The 13,221-nt window shown below is 74.9% G+C and carries 14 protein-coding genes and 1 pseudogene; 10 read left to right on the forward strand and 5 right to left on the reverse strand.

Annotation, left to right across the window (positions count from 1 at the left end; translation table 11 throughout):
• Together PKE99_RS24975 and PKE99_RS24980 are read left to right on the forward strand one after the other, a co-directional pair.
• Positions 1-585: pseudogene (locus PKE99_RS24975) on the forward strand (hypothetical protein); the annotation flags it as partial.
• Positions 586-714: 129 nt separating this feature from the next.
• Positions 715-2,100, forward strand: a complete 1,386-nt coding sequence (locus PKE99_RS24980) for a GAF domain-containing protein (protein ID WP_051736473.1) — start codon at positions 715-717, stop codon at positions 2,098-2,100.
• Positions 2,101-2,106: 6 nt separating this feature from the next.
• On the opposite strand, the gene PKE99_RS24985 is transcribed toward PKE99_RS24980, so the two are convergent.
• Complete coding sequence (locus PKE99_RS24985) at positions 2,107-2,400, reverse strand: hypothetical protein (RefSeq protein ID WP_037038595.1); 294 nt, start codon at positions 2,398-2,400, stop codon at positions 2,107-2,109.
• A gap of 237 nt (positions 2,401-2,637) precedes the next feature.
• Here PKE99_RS24985 and PKE99_RS24990 point away from each other — a divergent pair, with 237 nt between their 5' ends.
• From PKE99_RS24990 to PKE99_RS25005, 4 genes are read left to right on the forward strand one after another with little or no spacing between them, the layout of a single operon-like run.
• Positions 2,638-3,333, forward strand: a complete 696-nt coding sequence (locus PKE99_RS24990; RefSeq protein ID WP_037038594.1) for a ThuA domain-containing protein — start codon at positions 2,638-2,640, stop codon at positions 3,331-3,333.
• Positions 3,326-4,114 carry a sugar phosphate isomerase/epimerase family protein gene (locus tag PKE99_RS24995; protein ID WP_037038593.1) on the forward strand — a complete coding sequence of 263 codons (789 nt, stop codon included), beginning with the start codon at positions 3,326-3,328 and terminating at the stop codon, positions 4,112-4,114. The genes PKE99_RS24990 and PKE99_RS24995 overlap by 8 nt, the downstream gene beginning before the upstream one ends.
• Before the next feature lies 1 nt (position 4,115).
• Positions 4,116-4,874 (forward strand): SDR family NAD(P)-dependent oxidoreductase, encoded by a 759-nt coding sequence (locus PKE99_RS25000; RefSeq protein WP_231497979.1) that lies wholly within the window; start codon positions 4,116-4,118, stop codon positions 4,872-4,874.
• Positions 4,875-4,916: 42 nt separating this feature from the next.
• Complete coding sequence (locus PKE99_RS25005) at positions 4,917-5,912, forward strand: zinc-dependent alcohol dehydrogenase (protein ID WP_051736472.1); 996 nt, start codon at positions 4,917-4,919, stop codon at positions 5,910-5,912.
• 6 nt (positions 5,913-5,918) lie between these two features.
• Here the strand turns inward: PKE99_RS25005 and PKE99_RS25010 are convergent, their stop codons facing one another.
• Together PKE99_RS25010 and PKE99_RS25015 are read right to left on the reverse strand one after the other, a co-directional pair.
• Positions 5,919-6,800, reverse strand: coding sequence for a TrmB family transcriptional regulator (locus PKE99_RS25010; protein ID WP_037038591.1), 882 nt, complete (start codon positions 6,798-6,800; stop codon positions 5,919-5,921).
• Positions 6,801-6,860: 60 nt separating this feature from the next.
• The gene (locus tag PKE99_RS25015) at positions 6,861-7,664 is read right to left on the reverse strand and encodes an SDR family NAD(P)-dependent oxidoreductase (RefSeq protein WP_037038589.1); all 804 of its coding nucleotides are present in this window, start codon (positions 7,662-7,664) and stop codon (positions 6,861-6,863) included.
• A 200-nt stretch (positions 7,665-7,864) separates the two neighbouring features.
• On the opposite strand from PKE99_RS25015, the gene PKE99_RS25020 reads away from it, so the two are divergent.
• From PKE99_RS25020 to PKE99_RS25035, 4 genes are all read left to right on the forward strand, one after another.
• Entirely contained in the window at positions 7,865-9,223 is a 1,359-nt protein-coding gene (locus tag PKE99_RS25020) for a metal-dependent hydrolase family protein (RefSeq protein ID WP_037039136.1), read from the forward strand.
• Positions 9,216-10,217 (forward strand): amidohydrolase family protein, encoded by a 1,002-nt coding sequence (locus PKE99_RS25025; protein WP_037038587.1) that lies wholly within the window; start codon positions 9,216-9,218, stop codon positions 10,215-10,217. Before PKE99_RS25020 ends, PKE99_RS25025 begins: the two co-directional genes overlap by 8 nt.
• A gap of 10 nt (positions 10,218-10,227) precedes the next feature.
• Entirely contained in the window at positions 10,228-10,419 is a 192-nt protein-coding gene (locus PKE99_RS25030; RefSeq protein WP_156066885.1) for a hypothetical protein, read from the forward strand.
• 115 nt (positions 10,420-10,534) lie between these two features.
• Positions 10,535-11,008: an SRPBCC family protein gene (locus PKE99_RS25035; RefSeq protein WP_156066882.1), complete on the forward strand. Its 474-nt coding sequence runs from the start codon at positions 10,535-10,537 to the stop codon at positions 11,006-11,008.
• Between the two features lie 68 nt (positions 11,009-11,076).
• Here the strand turns inward: PKE99_RS25035 and PKE99_RS25040 are convergent, their stop codons facing one another.
• Positions 11,077-11,628, reverse strand: a complete 552-nt coding sequence (locus PKE99_RS25040; protein ID WP_037038584.1) for a copper chaperone PCu(A)C — start codon at positions 11,626-11,628, stop codon at positions 11,077-11,079.
• 66 nt (positions 11,629-11,694) lie between these two features.
• Positions 11,695-13,170: a basic amino acid/polyamine antiporter gene (locus tag PKE99_RS25045; RefSeq protein WP_197040374.1), complete on the reverse strand. Its 1,476-nt coding sequence runs from the start codon at positions 13,168-13,170 to the stop codon at positions 11,695-11,697.
• Between the last annotated feature and the right edge of the window lie 51 nt (positions 13,171-13,221).

The raw sequence follows: 13,221 nt of genomic DNA on the forward strand, positions 1-13,221 counted from the left end.
CCCACCGCCGCCGGGCTCGCCCTCGGGTTGGTCCGGGAGTGCGGGCGGGTCGGCGATCCCGAGCCCGTGCCCCCCGCCCGGCCGACGGCGCACGGCCGGGTCGCGGTGGTCGCGGTGCTGGGTGCCGCCGTCGCGGTGGTCGTCGGCCGGCCCGCGCTCGGCCCGGGCGGGCCCGTCACCCCGGCGCCCGCCACCCCGGCCGCGGCCGCCGCGGGGGCGGCCGAACCGGCGCCGGCCGGGATCCGGGACGCGACCGTGCTGCCCGCGCCGCCCGTGATGATCCCGGTGCTGGCCGAGGCGGTGGCGGGTGCGCAGGCCCAGGTCACCCGGACCCTGCGGGCCGCCGCGCACCCCGGCTCCCGCGCGGTCACGCAGACCCCGCCCCGCCCGCCCGCCGAGGCCCCGCTCCCCGGCCCGACCGCCGACACGGACGATCGGGACACCGAGGACGACACCCGGCACGGGACCTGGGAGAGGACCTGGGACGGGGACCGGCACGACCGCTGGGACGACTCGTGGGACGACGAGCACCGGTACGCCGACACCCACGGTGACGACGAGTGGGACGGCGACCGCTGGTCCTGAGCCCGCGCCGCAGCGGTCGGGCGTCTGGACAGCGCCCGCCACCGGGCCCATAGTGGGACGTCTCGCCGCGCGGGCCGTCCCCCCGAGCGGTCGGTGGGAACCCCTCGACGCGACGGGTGGTGACGGCCGGTGGTGCAGGTGGGCCCGCAGAACGGCAACGGCCTCGGGGGGCCGGGCGACGACGACCCGGATGCCGACCTGGGCTTCGTCGACGTCCCCCGGCTCGAGCTCGACCAGCTCCTGGAGCAGATCGTCGAGCGCGCCGAGGAGGTCATGGCGAGCCAGGGCAGGCTGCGCGGCCTGCTCCGGGCCCACCGTGCGGTGGGCGCGGACCTCGAGCTGCCCGTCGTGCTGCGGCGCGTCGTCACCGAGGCACGCGCGCTGGTCGGCGCCCGCTACGCCGCGCTCGGTGTGCTCGGCGCCGACGGCCACCTCGTCGAGTTCCTGCACGAGGGCATGGACGAGGAGGCGGTCCGCGCGATCGGCCGGCCGCCGCGCGGCGAAGGCCTGCTCGGCGCGCTGATCGACGACCCCCACCCGATCCGGCTCGCGTCCCTGCACGACGACCCGCGCTTCGCCGGGTTCCCGCCCGGGCACCCGCCGATGACCAGCTTCCTCGGGGTGCCGATCCGGGTCCGCAGCGAGGTGTTCGGCAATCTCTACCTCACCGACCGGCAGGCAGGCGGCGGCTTCAGCGCGGACGACGAGGAGCTGCTCCAGGCCCTGGCGACGTCGGCCGCGGTGGCGATCGAGAACGCCATGCTGTTCGCCGAGACCCGGCGCCGGCAGGCCTGGCAGGCCGCGTCGACGCAGGTCGCGACGGACCTGCTCGCGGGCGAGGAGCCCGCCGAGGTGCTGGAGGGTCTGGTCGCGACGCTGCGCGACCTCAGCGACAGCGACGGGGCGGCTCTGCTGGTGCCGGCCGAGGGCGCCGGCGAGTTCCTGGTGGCGGTGGCCGAGGGCGACTCCCTCGCCGAGGTGGAGAACACCCGGCTGCGGGCCCGGGACAGCGCGGCGGGCCGGGCGTTGATGGCCGGGATGGCCGTGGCGAGCTCCGACGCCCGCGCGGATCCGCGGCTCAGCGGGATCCCGCTGGGCCGGCTCGACGTCGGGCCCGCGCTGCTGGCGCCGCTGACCGCGGCCGGGGCCCCGCGGGGCGCGCTCGCGGTGTGCCGGCGCCGCGGCCGGGAGCCCTACCGGCGGGAGGACCTCGACGCCGTCGCCTCGCTGGCCGGGCACGCCGGCCTCGTCGCCGCCTACGCCCGCGTGCGGGTGGAGCAGGAGCTGCGCCGCAGGCTCGACGACCGGGACCGGATCGCCGACGACCTCAACACGTCGGTCATCACCGAGCTGCTCGCCGTGGCCACCGACCTCACCGGCCTCGCCGGCAGCGTGACCTCGCCGGTGCACCGCGCCAAGCTGCTGGCCCAGGCGGACCGCCTCGACCGCGTGGCCCGCGGGATCGGGTCGAGCGTGTTCGACCTCGACCGGCCGGAGGACCCCCGGGTCGGCTGACGCCGGTCAGCCCGCGGCGGGCTGGCCGAGCGCCGCGCGGGCCCGGACGATCGCAGCGCGCACGGCCTCGGCGGTGTCGTCGCGGTGCAGGTCGGTGAGGATGTCGCACACCGTGGCGAGCCGGTCCCGGATCCGCCCCGGCGGCACCGTCGCGACGGCCGCCCGCGCCTGGTCGAGGGCGGCGAGCCGGGCGGCCGGCGGGGCGCCCCGCCGGTCCAGGTCCAGGCAGAGCCGCACGAGCAGGGCGGCCCGCTCGGCCGCGACCCTGCTCGGGCGCACCGGCTCGGACACCTCGTGCATCGGACCTCCTCCCGCCGCCGGTGCGGCGGACGGCGGAAGCCTGACCGACGCGGCACGCCAACGACAGGGACCACCGACCCTCCCGGCAGGGCCGGGGGGACCCTGAGCCGGTACCCGGGCACGCCCGGGGGAGGGCGCCGCGGCGCTGGCTCCGGGGCCCTCGCCCCGCTAGGGTCCCGGTAGTCGTCAGCCTTGTGACGACGAGCGGGCGACGGGACGACGACGCGGAGGTGGGCCGTGCGCGCGGTGGTGTTGTCCGGCGGGCTCACCCACGACTTCCCCGCCACCACCGCCTGCCTGGAGACCCTGCTCGAGGAGGCCGGGTTCGCCGTCGAGGTCCACACCGGCACGGCGGGCGTCGACTCGGCCCTGGAGGCACTGCCCGGCGCGGCCCTGTTCGTCGTCAACGCCCTGCGGTGGTCCATGACCGGCCCCGGGACCCCGGACCGGTACCGGGACCGCGCCGCCGAGGAGGGCGCGAGCCCCTCCCCCGCGGCCCGCGAGGCCCTGGCCGCGCACCTCGACGCGGGCGGCGGTGTCCTCGGGATGCACACCGCCGCCCTCTGCTTCGACGACTGGCCGGAGTGGGGGGACGCGCTGGGCGGCCACTGGGAGTGGGGGCACTCGCACCACCCGCCCCTCGGCCCCGAGGTCGCCGTCACGGTGGCGGCGGAGCACCCGCTCGTCGCGGGCGTCGACGACTTCGCGATCGTCGACGAGGTGTACGGCGACCTGCGCACCCGGCAGGTCACCGGCCTGCTGCACGCGGCCACGCCGGGTACGGACGGGCCGCCGCGGCCGCTGCTGTGGGCCCGCGAGCACGGCGGGGGGCGGGTCGTCTACGACGCCCTCGGCCACCACCCGCCCTCCTACGAGGTCCCCGCGCACCGGGAGATCGTGCGCCGCGCCCTGCGCTGGACCACCCGTGGCTGACCCCGCCGGGCCGTCGTCCCCCACGCTGTCGCTCTCGGCGGGCAGCGTCCTCGAGCTCTCGCCCGACGGCGTGGTCCGCTGCGCGGCCGAGGCCGGGTTCCCGCTGGCCGGAGTGCGGTTCACCGATCCCCGCGCGCAGGCGCCGGCGGTCGCCGACGCGGTGCGGCGCACCGGTGTCCGGCTGCTCGACGTCGAGGTGGTGCGGCTCGGCCCCGCCGGCGTCACGGACGCGGACCGTCGGCTCGCCGACACCGCGGCCGTCCTCGACGCGGCCTTCCTGCTGACCGTCTCCGAGGACCCCGACGAGGGGCGGACCACGGCGTCGGTCGCCGCGCTCGCCGAGATCCTGGCCGGCTCCGCCACCCGGGTCACCCTCGAGCCCATGGCCTTCACCGCCGTCCGGTCCCGGGCGGCCGCCGAGCGGATCGCCCGCGCCGTGCCGGGCACCGTCGTGCTGCCCGACGCGCTGCACCTGCACCGCATGCGCGAACCCCTCGACGCGCCGTGGCCGGCCGAGCTCGTCGGCTACGCCCAGCTGACGGACGCCGGGCCGGGCGCGCACCCGGAGTCCGCGGAGCTGCTCGCCCACGAGGCGCGGCACGACCGGGTGCCGCCCGGCGACGGGGTGCTGGACCTGGCGGGGTTCCTCGCCGCGCTGCCGGCGGGCGTGCCGCTCGCCGTCGAGGTGCAGTCCGACGTCCTCGCGGCCGAGCACGCGCCGCTCGACCGCGCGGTGCTGCTGCGCAAGGCCGCGTCCGCGGTCGTCACCGGAGGGAGCTGAGGTGGGTCGTCCGATCGACGGCATGTCCGTGCTGGTCACCGGGGGTGGATCCGGCATCGGCGAGGCCGTGGTGCACCGGCTGGCCAAGGCCGGCGCCCGGGTCACGCTCTCCGGGCGCCGCGCCGCGAAGGTCGAGGCGGTCGCGGCCGCCGCCGGTGCGCAGGGGGTGGTCGGCGACGTCACCGTGGCGGCCGACCGGGAGGCCATGGTGGCCGCGGCGGTGGCGCACGGCGGCGGGCTCGACGCGGTGGTGCACGGCGCGGGGAACATGTACCGCGGCGCGCTCGAGGAGCTCACCGAGGAGGAGCTGCACGCCGTCTTCGCCTCCAACACGATCGGCCCGATGCTGCTCAGCGGGCTCGCCCTGCCGCACCTGCGGAGGTCGCGCGGCGCGATCGTGTTCTTCGGGTCCGTGCACACCCAGCGCGCCTTCCCCGGCGCCTCCCCCTACGCGGCCACCAAGGGGGCCCTCGAGACGCTGACCGGCGTGCTCGCCGCGGAGCTGGGGCCGCAGGGCGTGCGGGTCGGGTGCGTGCGGCCGGGTGGGGTGCTCACCGAGATCAACCAGCGCGCCGGGCTGTTCGACGACGCCCAGGCCGCCGAGCGCATGGAGTCCCTCGGCCCCGCCCACGCCCTCGGCCGCCCGGGCACCACGGACGAGGTCGCCGAGGCCGTGGAGTACCTGCTCGCCGCGGAGTGGGCCACGGGCGCGGTGCTCACGATCGACGGCGGCCTGAGCCTGGGCGTCACGAACGCCTAGCCGGGCCCCGAGCGCCGCACACACCCCGAGGAGGCCCGGCCGATGCGCGCCGCCGTGACCACCGCCCCCGGCACGATCGCGGTCGAGCAGGTGCCCGACCCCGATCCCGGCCCGGGCGACCCCGTCGTCGACGTGGGCGCCGTGGGGCTGTGCGGCACGGACCTGCACATGTTCCTCGGCGAGCGGCACGACACCGGCTTCCCGCTCCGCCAGGGCCACGAGGTGGGCGGCACGCTCGCCGCGCTGCCCCGCGGCTACGACGGCCCACTGCAGGTCGGGCAGACCGTCACCGTCGATCCCGCGATCCCCTGCGGGCGCTGCCGGCCCTGCACCCGTGGCGCCTGGCCGGCCTGCACCGCCTTCCGCGCGCTCGGTGTGGCGCTGCCGGGCGGCCTGGCCGACCGGCTCGTCGTCCCGGTCGGGCAGCTCCACGGCGCCGGCGGCCTGACCGCCGTCGAGGCCGCTCTCGTCGAGCCGTTCTCGATCGCGGCGATGGCGCTCGCCCGCGCCGAGCTGCGCGGCGACGAGCGGCTCGCCGTCGTCGGGGGCGGGCCGATCGGGCTGGCGATCACCGTGGCCGCCGCCGCGCGCGGGCACGCGGTGCTGGTCAGCGACCCGGTCCCGGCCCGGCGCGCGCTCGCCGCGGAGCTGGGCGCCGAGCGGGTCACCGCGCCGGACCCGGACGCGGTCGCGGACTGGACCCGCGGCGAGGGCGCCGACGTCGCGTTCGAGGCGTCCGGCACGCGGCCGGGGCTCGACGCCGCGCTGGCCGGGATCGGGCGCGGCGGGCGGCTCGTGGTCGTGGGGGTCGCCGCGCACGATCTCGTGGTGCCGGTGCCGCGGGTGCTGTTCGAGGGCGTGACGATCGTCGGCGCCCGGGCCGGCCTCTTCCCCGAGGCCCTCGAGGTCGTCGCCGCGCAGCGGGCGGCGGTGGCCCGGTTCGTCAGCCGCGAGGTCCCGCTCGCCGACGTGGCCGGCGCCTTCGGGTACGCGATCGAGCACCCCGAGGACGTCGTGAAGGTCCTGGTGTCGCCCTGAACGGGCTCAGGCGCGGCGCCCGCGGCGCGGCGGCGCCGACGCCCCGCCCGGCCCGCGGGCCAGCAGGGCGGCCGGGATGCCGTGGTCGGCGCGCAGCTTGCGCAGCGCGGGATCGGACTTCCAGAAGGTCTCGAAGTCCTCCGGCGCGAACTTCTCCGCGATCAGGTGCATGGCGATGTCGTGCCGCACGTACTCGACGGCCACCAGCACGACGGCCGGGTCGTCGGTGTAGACCCCCCACGCGTCCCCGTTCACGACCCCGCCGATCACGGCCTGCTCGCGGTCCGCGGCGACCACCAGCAGCCGGCAGCCGAGGTTCTCCAGGACCACCTCGGGCGAGGAGAACCGATGCGGGTAGGTGGTGCCGACGGGTTCGGGGTCCTCCCCGAAGGTCACGACGGTGACCTCGACGCCCTCCGCGTCGGCGCGGCGCACCGTGCTCTTCAGCGGCGCGATCTCGGCGGGCCAGCCGGAGAGGAACAGGTCGGTGCGTGCCGCGGCCACGACGTCCTCCGCCCGGGCGAGCAGGGACTCCCGGTCGGACAGGTTGTGCACCAACCGCACCTGTGACGGCGCCGCGACCTGCGGGAGCGCGGAGCTCAGGGCGTCGATCGACTGGTCGAACTCGCGGCGCAGGCGGTCCAGCAGCGCGGACGGCGGCAGCGAGATGTACCCGACGCCCTCCCCCGCCCGGACCTCGTACGCCGCACCCCGCGCGACGAGCTTCGCGAGCGTCTCGTACACCGTGGAGCGCGGGACGCCGGAGCGCTTGGCGACCTCGTAGCCGTTCAGCGGAATCCCCGCCGCGACGAGGGCGACGTAGGCCTTCGCCTCGTAGCCGGACATCCCGAGGCGCTGCAGCTCCTCGATCACGCTCTGCTGGGACATGTGGCCATCGTCCCATCCGGACCGTGCGGCCCGGGACTCCCCCGCGACCATGTCCGCTGCTCAGCCACCCTCGCGGGCCGCGGCCGCGTCGTCGACGCCGACCGAGTCCACCGACTTCGGCCGCGGCATGGACGCGAGCGCCGTCTTGGTGATGCCGCCGTCCACGGCGAGCGTCTGCCCCGAGATGTAGCCGGCCTTCGGCGAGCCGAGGAACAGCACGGCGTCGGCCACGTCGTCGGCGGTACCGAGCCGGCCCTGCGGCACCCGCGCCTGACGCAGCCGCCGGACCTCCTCGTCGGCGTAGATGGCGTCGGACATGCCGGCGTTGATGAGGCCGGGCGCCACACAGTTGACCCGGACCCCTTGGCCCGACCACTCGAGCGCCATGTGCTCGGTGAGCTTCACGATCCCGGCCTTGGACGCCGTGTAGGCGCCGGCGTTGGGCGCCGCGGCGATGCCGTTGATCGACGCCATGTTCACGATCGCGCCGCCGCCGGCCTCGATCATCCGCGCGGCCACGGCCCGGCCGACCAGGAAGGTGCCGGTCAGGTTCACGTCGAGCGCCGCCCGCCACTCCGCGGCGGGCAGTGTCAGCAGCGGGCCGAAGCGGGCGATGCCGGCGTTGTTCACGAGCAGCGACGGCGCCTCCGGCAACGCGGCGACGGCCGCGGAGACCGAGTCCTCGTCCGCGACGTCCACGACCGTCGGCACGCACGCCGAGCCGAGTTCGGCGGCCAGCGCGTCGAGGCCGGCGGCGTCGACGTCCCAGGCCGCGACCCGGTACCCCTCCTTGACGGCGTGCCGGGTGATGACGGCACCGATCCCGTTGCCGGCCCCGGTGACCACGGCCCATCCACGCGTCACGGCACACTTCCCCTCGTCGGACGTCCGCCCCCGCCGCACGCGGCCTCGATGCGGCGTTGGTTCCCTGACGACGCTAGCCCCCGGCCCGGCCGCGCGTCCACGTTTGCGGGCCGGAAGCGCCCCCGAGCGCGTAGTCGTCATGCTTCTGACGGCGTAGGGTGCGGGACGTCCCCGTCACGACGACGTTCCTGGGAGGCCCCGTGGGCGGCAGCATCCTGATCAGCGGCGGCACGCTCGTCGACGGCACCGGTGCGGCCGCACGGCCGGACGAGGCGGTGCTGATCCGGGACGGGCGGGTCACGGCGCTCGGCGCGCAGGCCCTCGCGGACGCCGGGGCGGGCGGGGTCGACGAGCGGATCGACGCCACCGGGAAGACCGTCATGCCCGGCCTGATCGACGCGCACACCCACCTCACGTTCGGCGAGCCCACCGGCAACGACGAGCTCTTCCACCACCGCACCGAGGCCTACAGCTCGATGCTCTCCGCCTACAACGCGCGCAAGGTGCTGCGGGCGGGCGTCACGAGCGTGCTCGACGCGGACTGCCTGTGGAACATCGGCTGCGAGCTGCGGGACGCGATCGAGGCCGGGATCGTCGAGGGCCCGCGGATGCGCGCGGGCGGCCAGGCGCTGATGACGATGCTCGGCGGCACCGCGGGTCGCATGATCAAGGACGAGGGCACGACCGGCTACGCGACCGTCGTCACCGGGCGGGACGTGATGGTCAACGAGATCCGCCGCCAGATCAAGTACGGCGTCGACTGGATCAAGATCATGGTCACCGGGCTGATCCCCTCCATGAAGGGGCCCGAGGTCAAGGTCTGGAACCTCGACGAGCTGCGGACCGTCTGCGACACCGCGCACGAGCTGAACACCAAGGTCGTGGCGCACTGCCGGAACTCGGACTCCACGCGGGACGCGGCGCGGGCGGGCGTCGACCTGATCTACCACGCCTCCTACCTGGACGACGAGGCGATCGAGGCCGTCGTCGAGGCGGGCTCGGCCATGTGCCCCACCTTCACCCTGCTCGGCAACCTCGCCGACTACGGCGAGAAGATCGGCACCGCGCCGGAGCTGCTCGACGTGTTCCGGGCCGAGATCGAGGTGACGGCCGCGCAGCTCACCAAGGCGCACGCCGCCGGCGTCACGTTCCTGACCGGCTCGGAGACGGGCTTCGCGGTGACCCCGGTCGGCGAGTGGCACGCCCGCGAGCTGGAGATGTTCGTGGAGTACATGGGCATGTCGCCGATGGAGGCGATCGTGGCCGCCACCCGCAACGGCGCCTTCGCCATGCGGACGGACGACGTCGGGACGCTCGAGCACGGCAAGATCGCGGACGTCCTGGTGATCGACGGCGACCCGCTCGCGGACGTGACGGTGTTGCAGGACAGGACCCGCATCCACGAGGTGATCAAGGACGGGAGGCGGATCGACCTGACCACCCCGATCCCGGAGCAGAAGCCCCGTTCGTCGGACCAGGTGCGGTTCCTCGCCGCCTGCCCGCTGACCCGCTCGCTCGCCCTCACCGAGGAGCAGCTCGAGCGGATGTCGCATGTCTGAGCCGGTCGACGGCCCCCGTGTGATCGACGTCCACGCCCACGCCGTGCTCGCCATGACCGAGGGCGCGGCGGGGGCGGCGGGACCGGAGCTGGGCACCTCCCCGGACGGCACGCCCTTCTACCGCGTCGGCGACTACCGGCTGCACGGCGTGCGGTACGCGGGCAGCCCGTTCATGGACGTCGACGTGCGGCTGGCGGCCATGGACGCCGCCGGGATCGACCTGCAGGTCCTGTCCCCGAACCCGATCACCTACTTCAACGGCCTGCCCGCGGCCGACGCGGCCGCGTACGCCCGTGCGCACAACGACGCCCTGGCCGAGCTCGTCGGCAAGCACCCGGGGCGGCTGCTCGCGACCGCGCAGCTGCCGGTGCAGGACGTCGCCGCCTCGGTGGCGGAGGCCCGGCGGGCCGTGCGGGACCTGGGGATGTCCGGGGTCTACATCGACACCGACCCGGCGGGCCGGACGCTCGACGACCCGGCGCTGGACCCGCTGTACGAGGCGCTGGTGGACCTCGACGTACCGCTGTTCGTCCACCCGTCGCCGCTGGGTGCGAACGGGCCCGCGGACGATCCGCGGCTGCGCCGGTTCGATCTCGACCTGATGCTGGGCTTCGCCTACGACGAGACCCTCGCCGTGGCGGCGCTGGTGTTCGGCGGGGTGCTGGAGCGGCATCCCGGGCTCGACGTGTGCGTGTCGCACGGCGGGGGCGCGGCGGCCTTCCTGTCCGGGCGCTTCGCCCGTGCCGTCGCGAAGCGGGCCTGGGTCGGCCAGGCCCTGCGCGACAACGGGTTCGACCACTACTACCGGCGGATCTGGTTCGACACCCACGTGCACGACCCGCAGTCGCTGCAGCTGCTGGTCGACCACGCCGGCACCGAGCGCCTGGTCTTCGGCACGAACTTCGCGGGCTGGGACTCCGGCGGGGACGACCACCCCGCCGGAGCCCTCGCGCAGACGCTGACGCGCAACGCCGCCCGCCTGCTGCGGCTCTGATGCTGATCCGGTGGAGCCGGGTGACGTCGCCGAACACGAAGGCATGGCGGCGCTCGGTCTCCTCGGCGGCGCCGTCGGTGAGGCCGAGGTGCCAGGCGCCGCACTCTGGGCCATCGACCAACTCGACGGCGTCGTCAACGAACAACCGTCGGCCCGACTCGATCGGCCAGCACCGTTCCCGGAGAGAGCTGTGGTGAGGTAGGACGGGAGACACGGCGGAGGGCCAGGAGGGTCGACCTGCGCCCGCTCGGCTCCGGTTCCGGTGGGTCCGGCCGCCGATGTGCACGGCTTCCGTCGCCGGAAGGAGCGTGGTCGGCATGGCTCGCACCCGCCGTCTGATCCTGAGCTCGCCCTCCGAGGTCTGGGCCCTGCTGTCCGACGGCTACCGCTACCGGGAGTGGGTGACGGGAACCCAGCAGGTCCTGGCCGTGGACCCGCACTGGCCCGAGACGGGTGCCCGCCTGCGGGTCCGCGTCGGCGTGGGCTCCCTGACCCTCGACGACACCTGCGTCGTCCGCATCTGCGAACCGGGACGGCGCCTGCAACTGGAAGCCAAGGCGGGCCCCTTCGGCGCCGCCCGCATAGTCATGAACCTGATCCCCTGGGGCGAGCACACCCTTTTCGTCCTCGACTGGCATCCCCTGCGGGGCCCTGGCACGAGGATGCACGGACTACCCGTGGACTACCTCGTCGCCATCCGCAACGGCATGATGCTGACCAAGCTTGCCCGGATCGCGGTGCGCGAGCACGGGCGCGCCGCAGCGGCACCGCATCGCGGTCACCGTCCATGACCGCAGGTACGGCCCGACGGAGGGCAGCGCCCTCGACCTGCACGCCGACCACGGCCGATCGCCCCGGGTCAGCGGGTGGTCGCGGCAACGGGCTCCAGGTACTTGTCCGGCCGGACGTCGACGTAGGTGGCGACCGGCACGTCGACGGTCACCGTGCCGGCGTCGCGGAACACGAGGCTGACCGGGACGCCGGAGCCGCTGCGCAGGGTCTCCCGCAGCCCCGAGAGCTCCAGGTGTGGCCCGGTCACCTGGCGGAGTGCCGCGACGTCGCCGGGAGGCAGCGGCACCTGCAGGCGCGGATCCGGCGGGGCATCGCCGTTCCGGAGGACGATCTGCTCGGCCACCTCCGCGCTGGCGCCGACGAGCACGTCCGCGGCCTTGCCGTCGTTCGCGATGGTCAGGAGGAGTGCGGCGTCGTCGCCGGCGATGTGCATGCTGCCGCGCCCGCCGGGGGACGCGATGACCACGTCGAGCAGCCGGAGCTGGCCGGCCTGCCCGTCGACGCCGGCGAGCTCGGTCCGGGCCTGGTCGAGCTTCGGCGGACCGGCCTGCGTCGAGCCGCAGCCGGCGAGCGCCAGCAGGGTGAGCAGGACGGTCCCGACGACTCCGGTGCGGTTCATGCCGGCTCCAGGGATCGGGCTCGAGTCGGGCTCGAGTCGGGCACGGGTGGGCTGGTGGGAGCGGGGTCACAGGGTGATGAAGCCGGTCCACAGGCCGACGACGCCGGTGACGCCCGCGGCCACGATGATGACGCCGAGTGCCATCTCGGTGACGGTGAACAGCCGGCGGCCCCGCTCGCTGCGGGCCTTGATGTAGAGCAGCATGGCCGGGGCGAGGATCACCGAGCACAGCAGCAGGAACTTCAGACCGGCTGCCTCGAAGAGGAACACCGTGTACGCGGTCGCGATCCCCGCGAAGATCGTCTCCTTCCGGCGGGTCCTGGCGTCGACGTTCTCGTAGGACTCGCCCGTGAGGCCGAGTTTGAGCGCGTAGGCGGCGGCGAGGAAGTAGGGGATCAGCGCCAGGCTGGTGGACAGGTCGAGCATGAAGTTCAGCGCGTCGGTCAGGACCAGTGTCGCGGCGAGGAGCCCCTGGATCGCCAGCGAGGTGACGACGAGCGCGGTGATCGGGGTCTTCTTGTCGTTCTCCTTGCCGAGGAAGGCCGGCAGGTCCTCGTTGCGGGCCGGGATGTACATCACCTCGGCGGCCATCAGGGTCCAGGCGAGGTAGGCGCCGAGGACGGAGACGATGACGGCCGCGCTGATGAACCAGCGGCCCCAGCTCCCGACGACGGACTCGAACAGGCCGATCATCGACGGCTGGCGCGTGCCGGCGATCTCCGGCTGCGGCATCACCGAGTAGCTCGACAGCGTGACCAGCGCGAAGATCGAGAGCACGCTCAGGAAACCCAGGACGGTCGCCCTGCCGACGTCCTGGCGCCTCCTGGCGTAGCGGGAGTAGACGCTGGCGCCCTCGATGCCGATGAAGACGAACGTCGTGATGATCATGGTGTTGCGGACCTGCTCGTTGAGCGAGCCGAGGTCGCCGTAGCCGGTGGCGATCCAGTTGGCGGAGAAGACGCCGGCGTCGAACGCCACGAACAGCACGACGATGAACACGAGGATCGGCAGGATCTTGAGGACCGTCACGATCCGGTTGATCACGGCGGCGTCGCGCACTCCCCGCGCGACAAGGTAGTGGAACAGCCAGACCCCGACCGTGGAGACCGCCACCGCGAGGACCGTGGCGCCGTCGCCGAAGGCGGGGAAGAACCCGCCCAGGGTCGCGGTGATGAACACCCAGTAGAAGGCGTTGCCGCAGACCGCACTCGCCCAGAAGCCGATCGCGGAGTTGAACCCGACGTAGTCACCGAAGCCGGCCTTGGCGTAGATGAAGACCCCGGAGTCGAGGTCGGGCTTGCGGATGGCGAGGTTCTGGAACACGAAGGCGAGCATCAACATCCCCGTCCCCGCGACCGCCCAGGCGATCAGCGACCCGAGGATGCCGGTCGCCACGCCGAACCGCGCCGGGAGCGAGAACACGCCCGCGCCGACCATGCTGCCCACCACCATGCCGGTCAAGGTGAGCAGGCTCATCTTCCCCGGCGCGTCGACCGGGGTGTCGGCTGCCGGCCCGGCGACCGAAGGATGCGTGTCGACCATGGTCAGCTCACTCCCGTCCTGGTGACCGGTCGGGCGGCACGGGCTCGACCT

It is taken from the genome of Pseudonocardia halophobica (genome assembly GCF_027922425.1).
Lineage (GTDB): Bacteria > Actinomycetota > Actinomycetes > Mycobacteriales > Pseudonocardiaceae > Pseudonocardia > Pseudonocardia halophobica.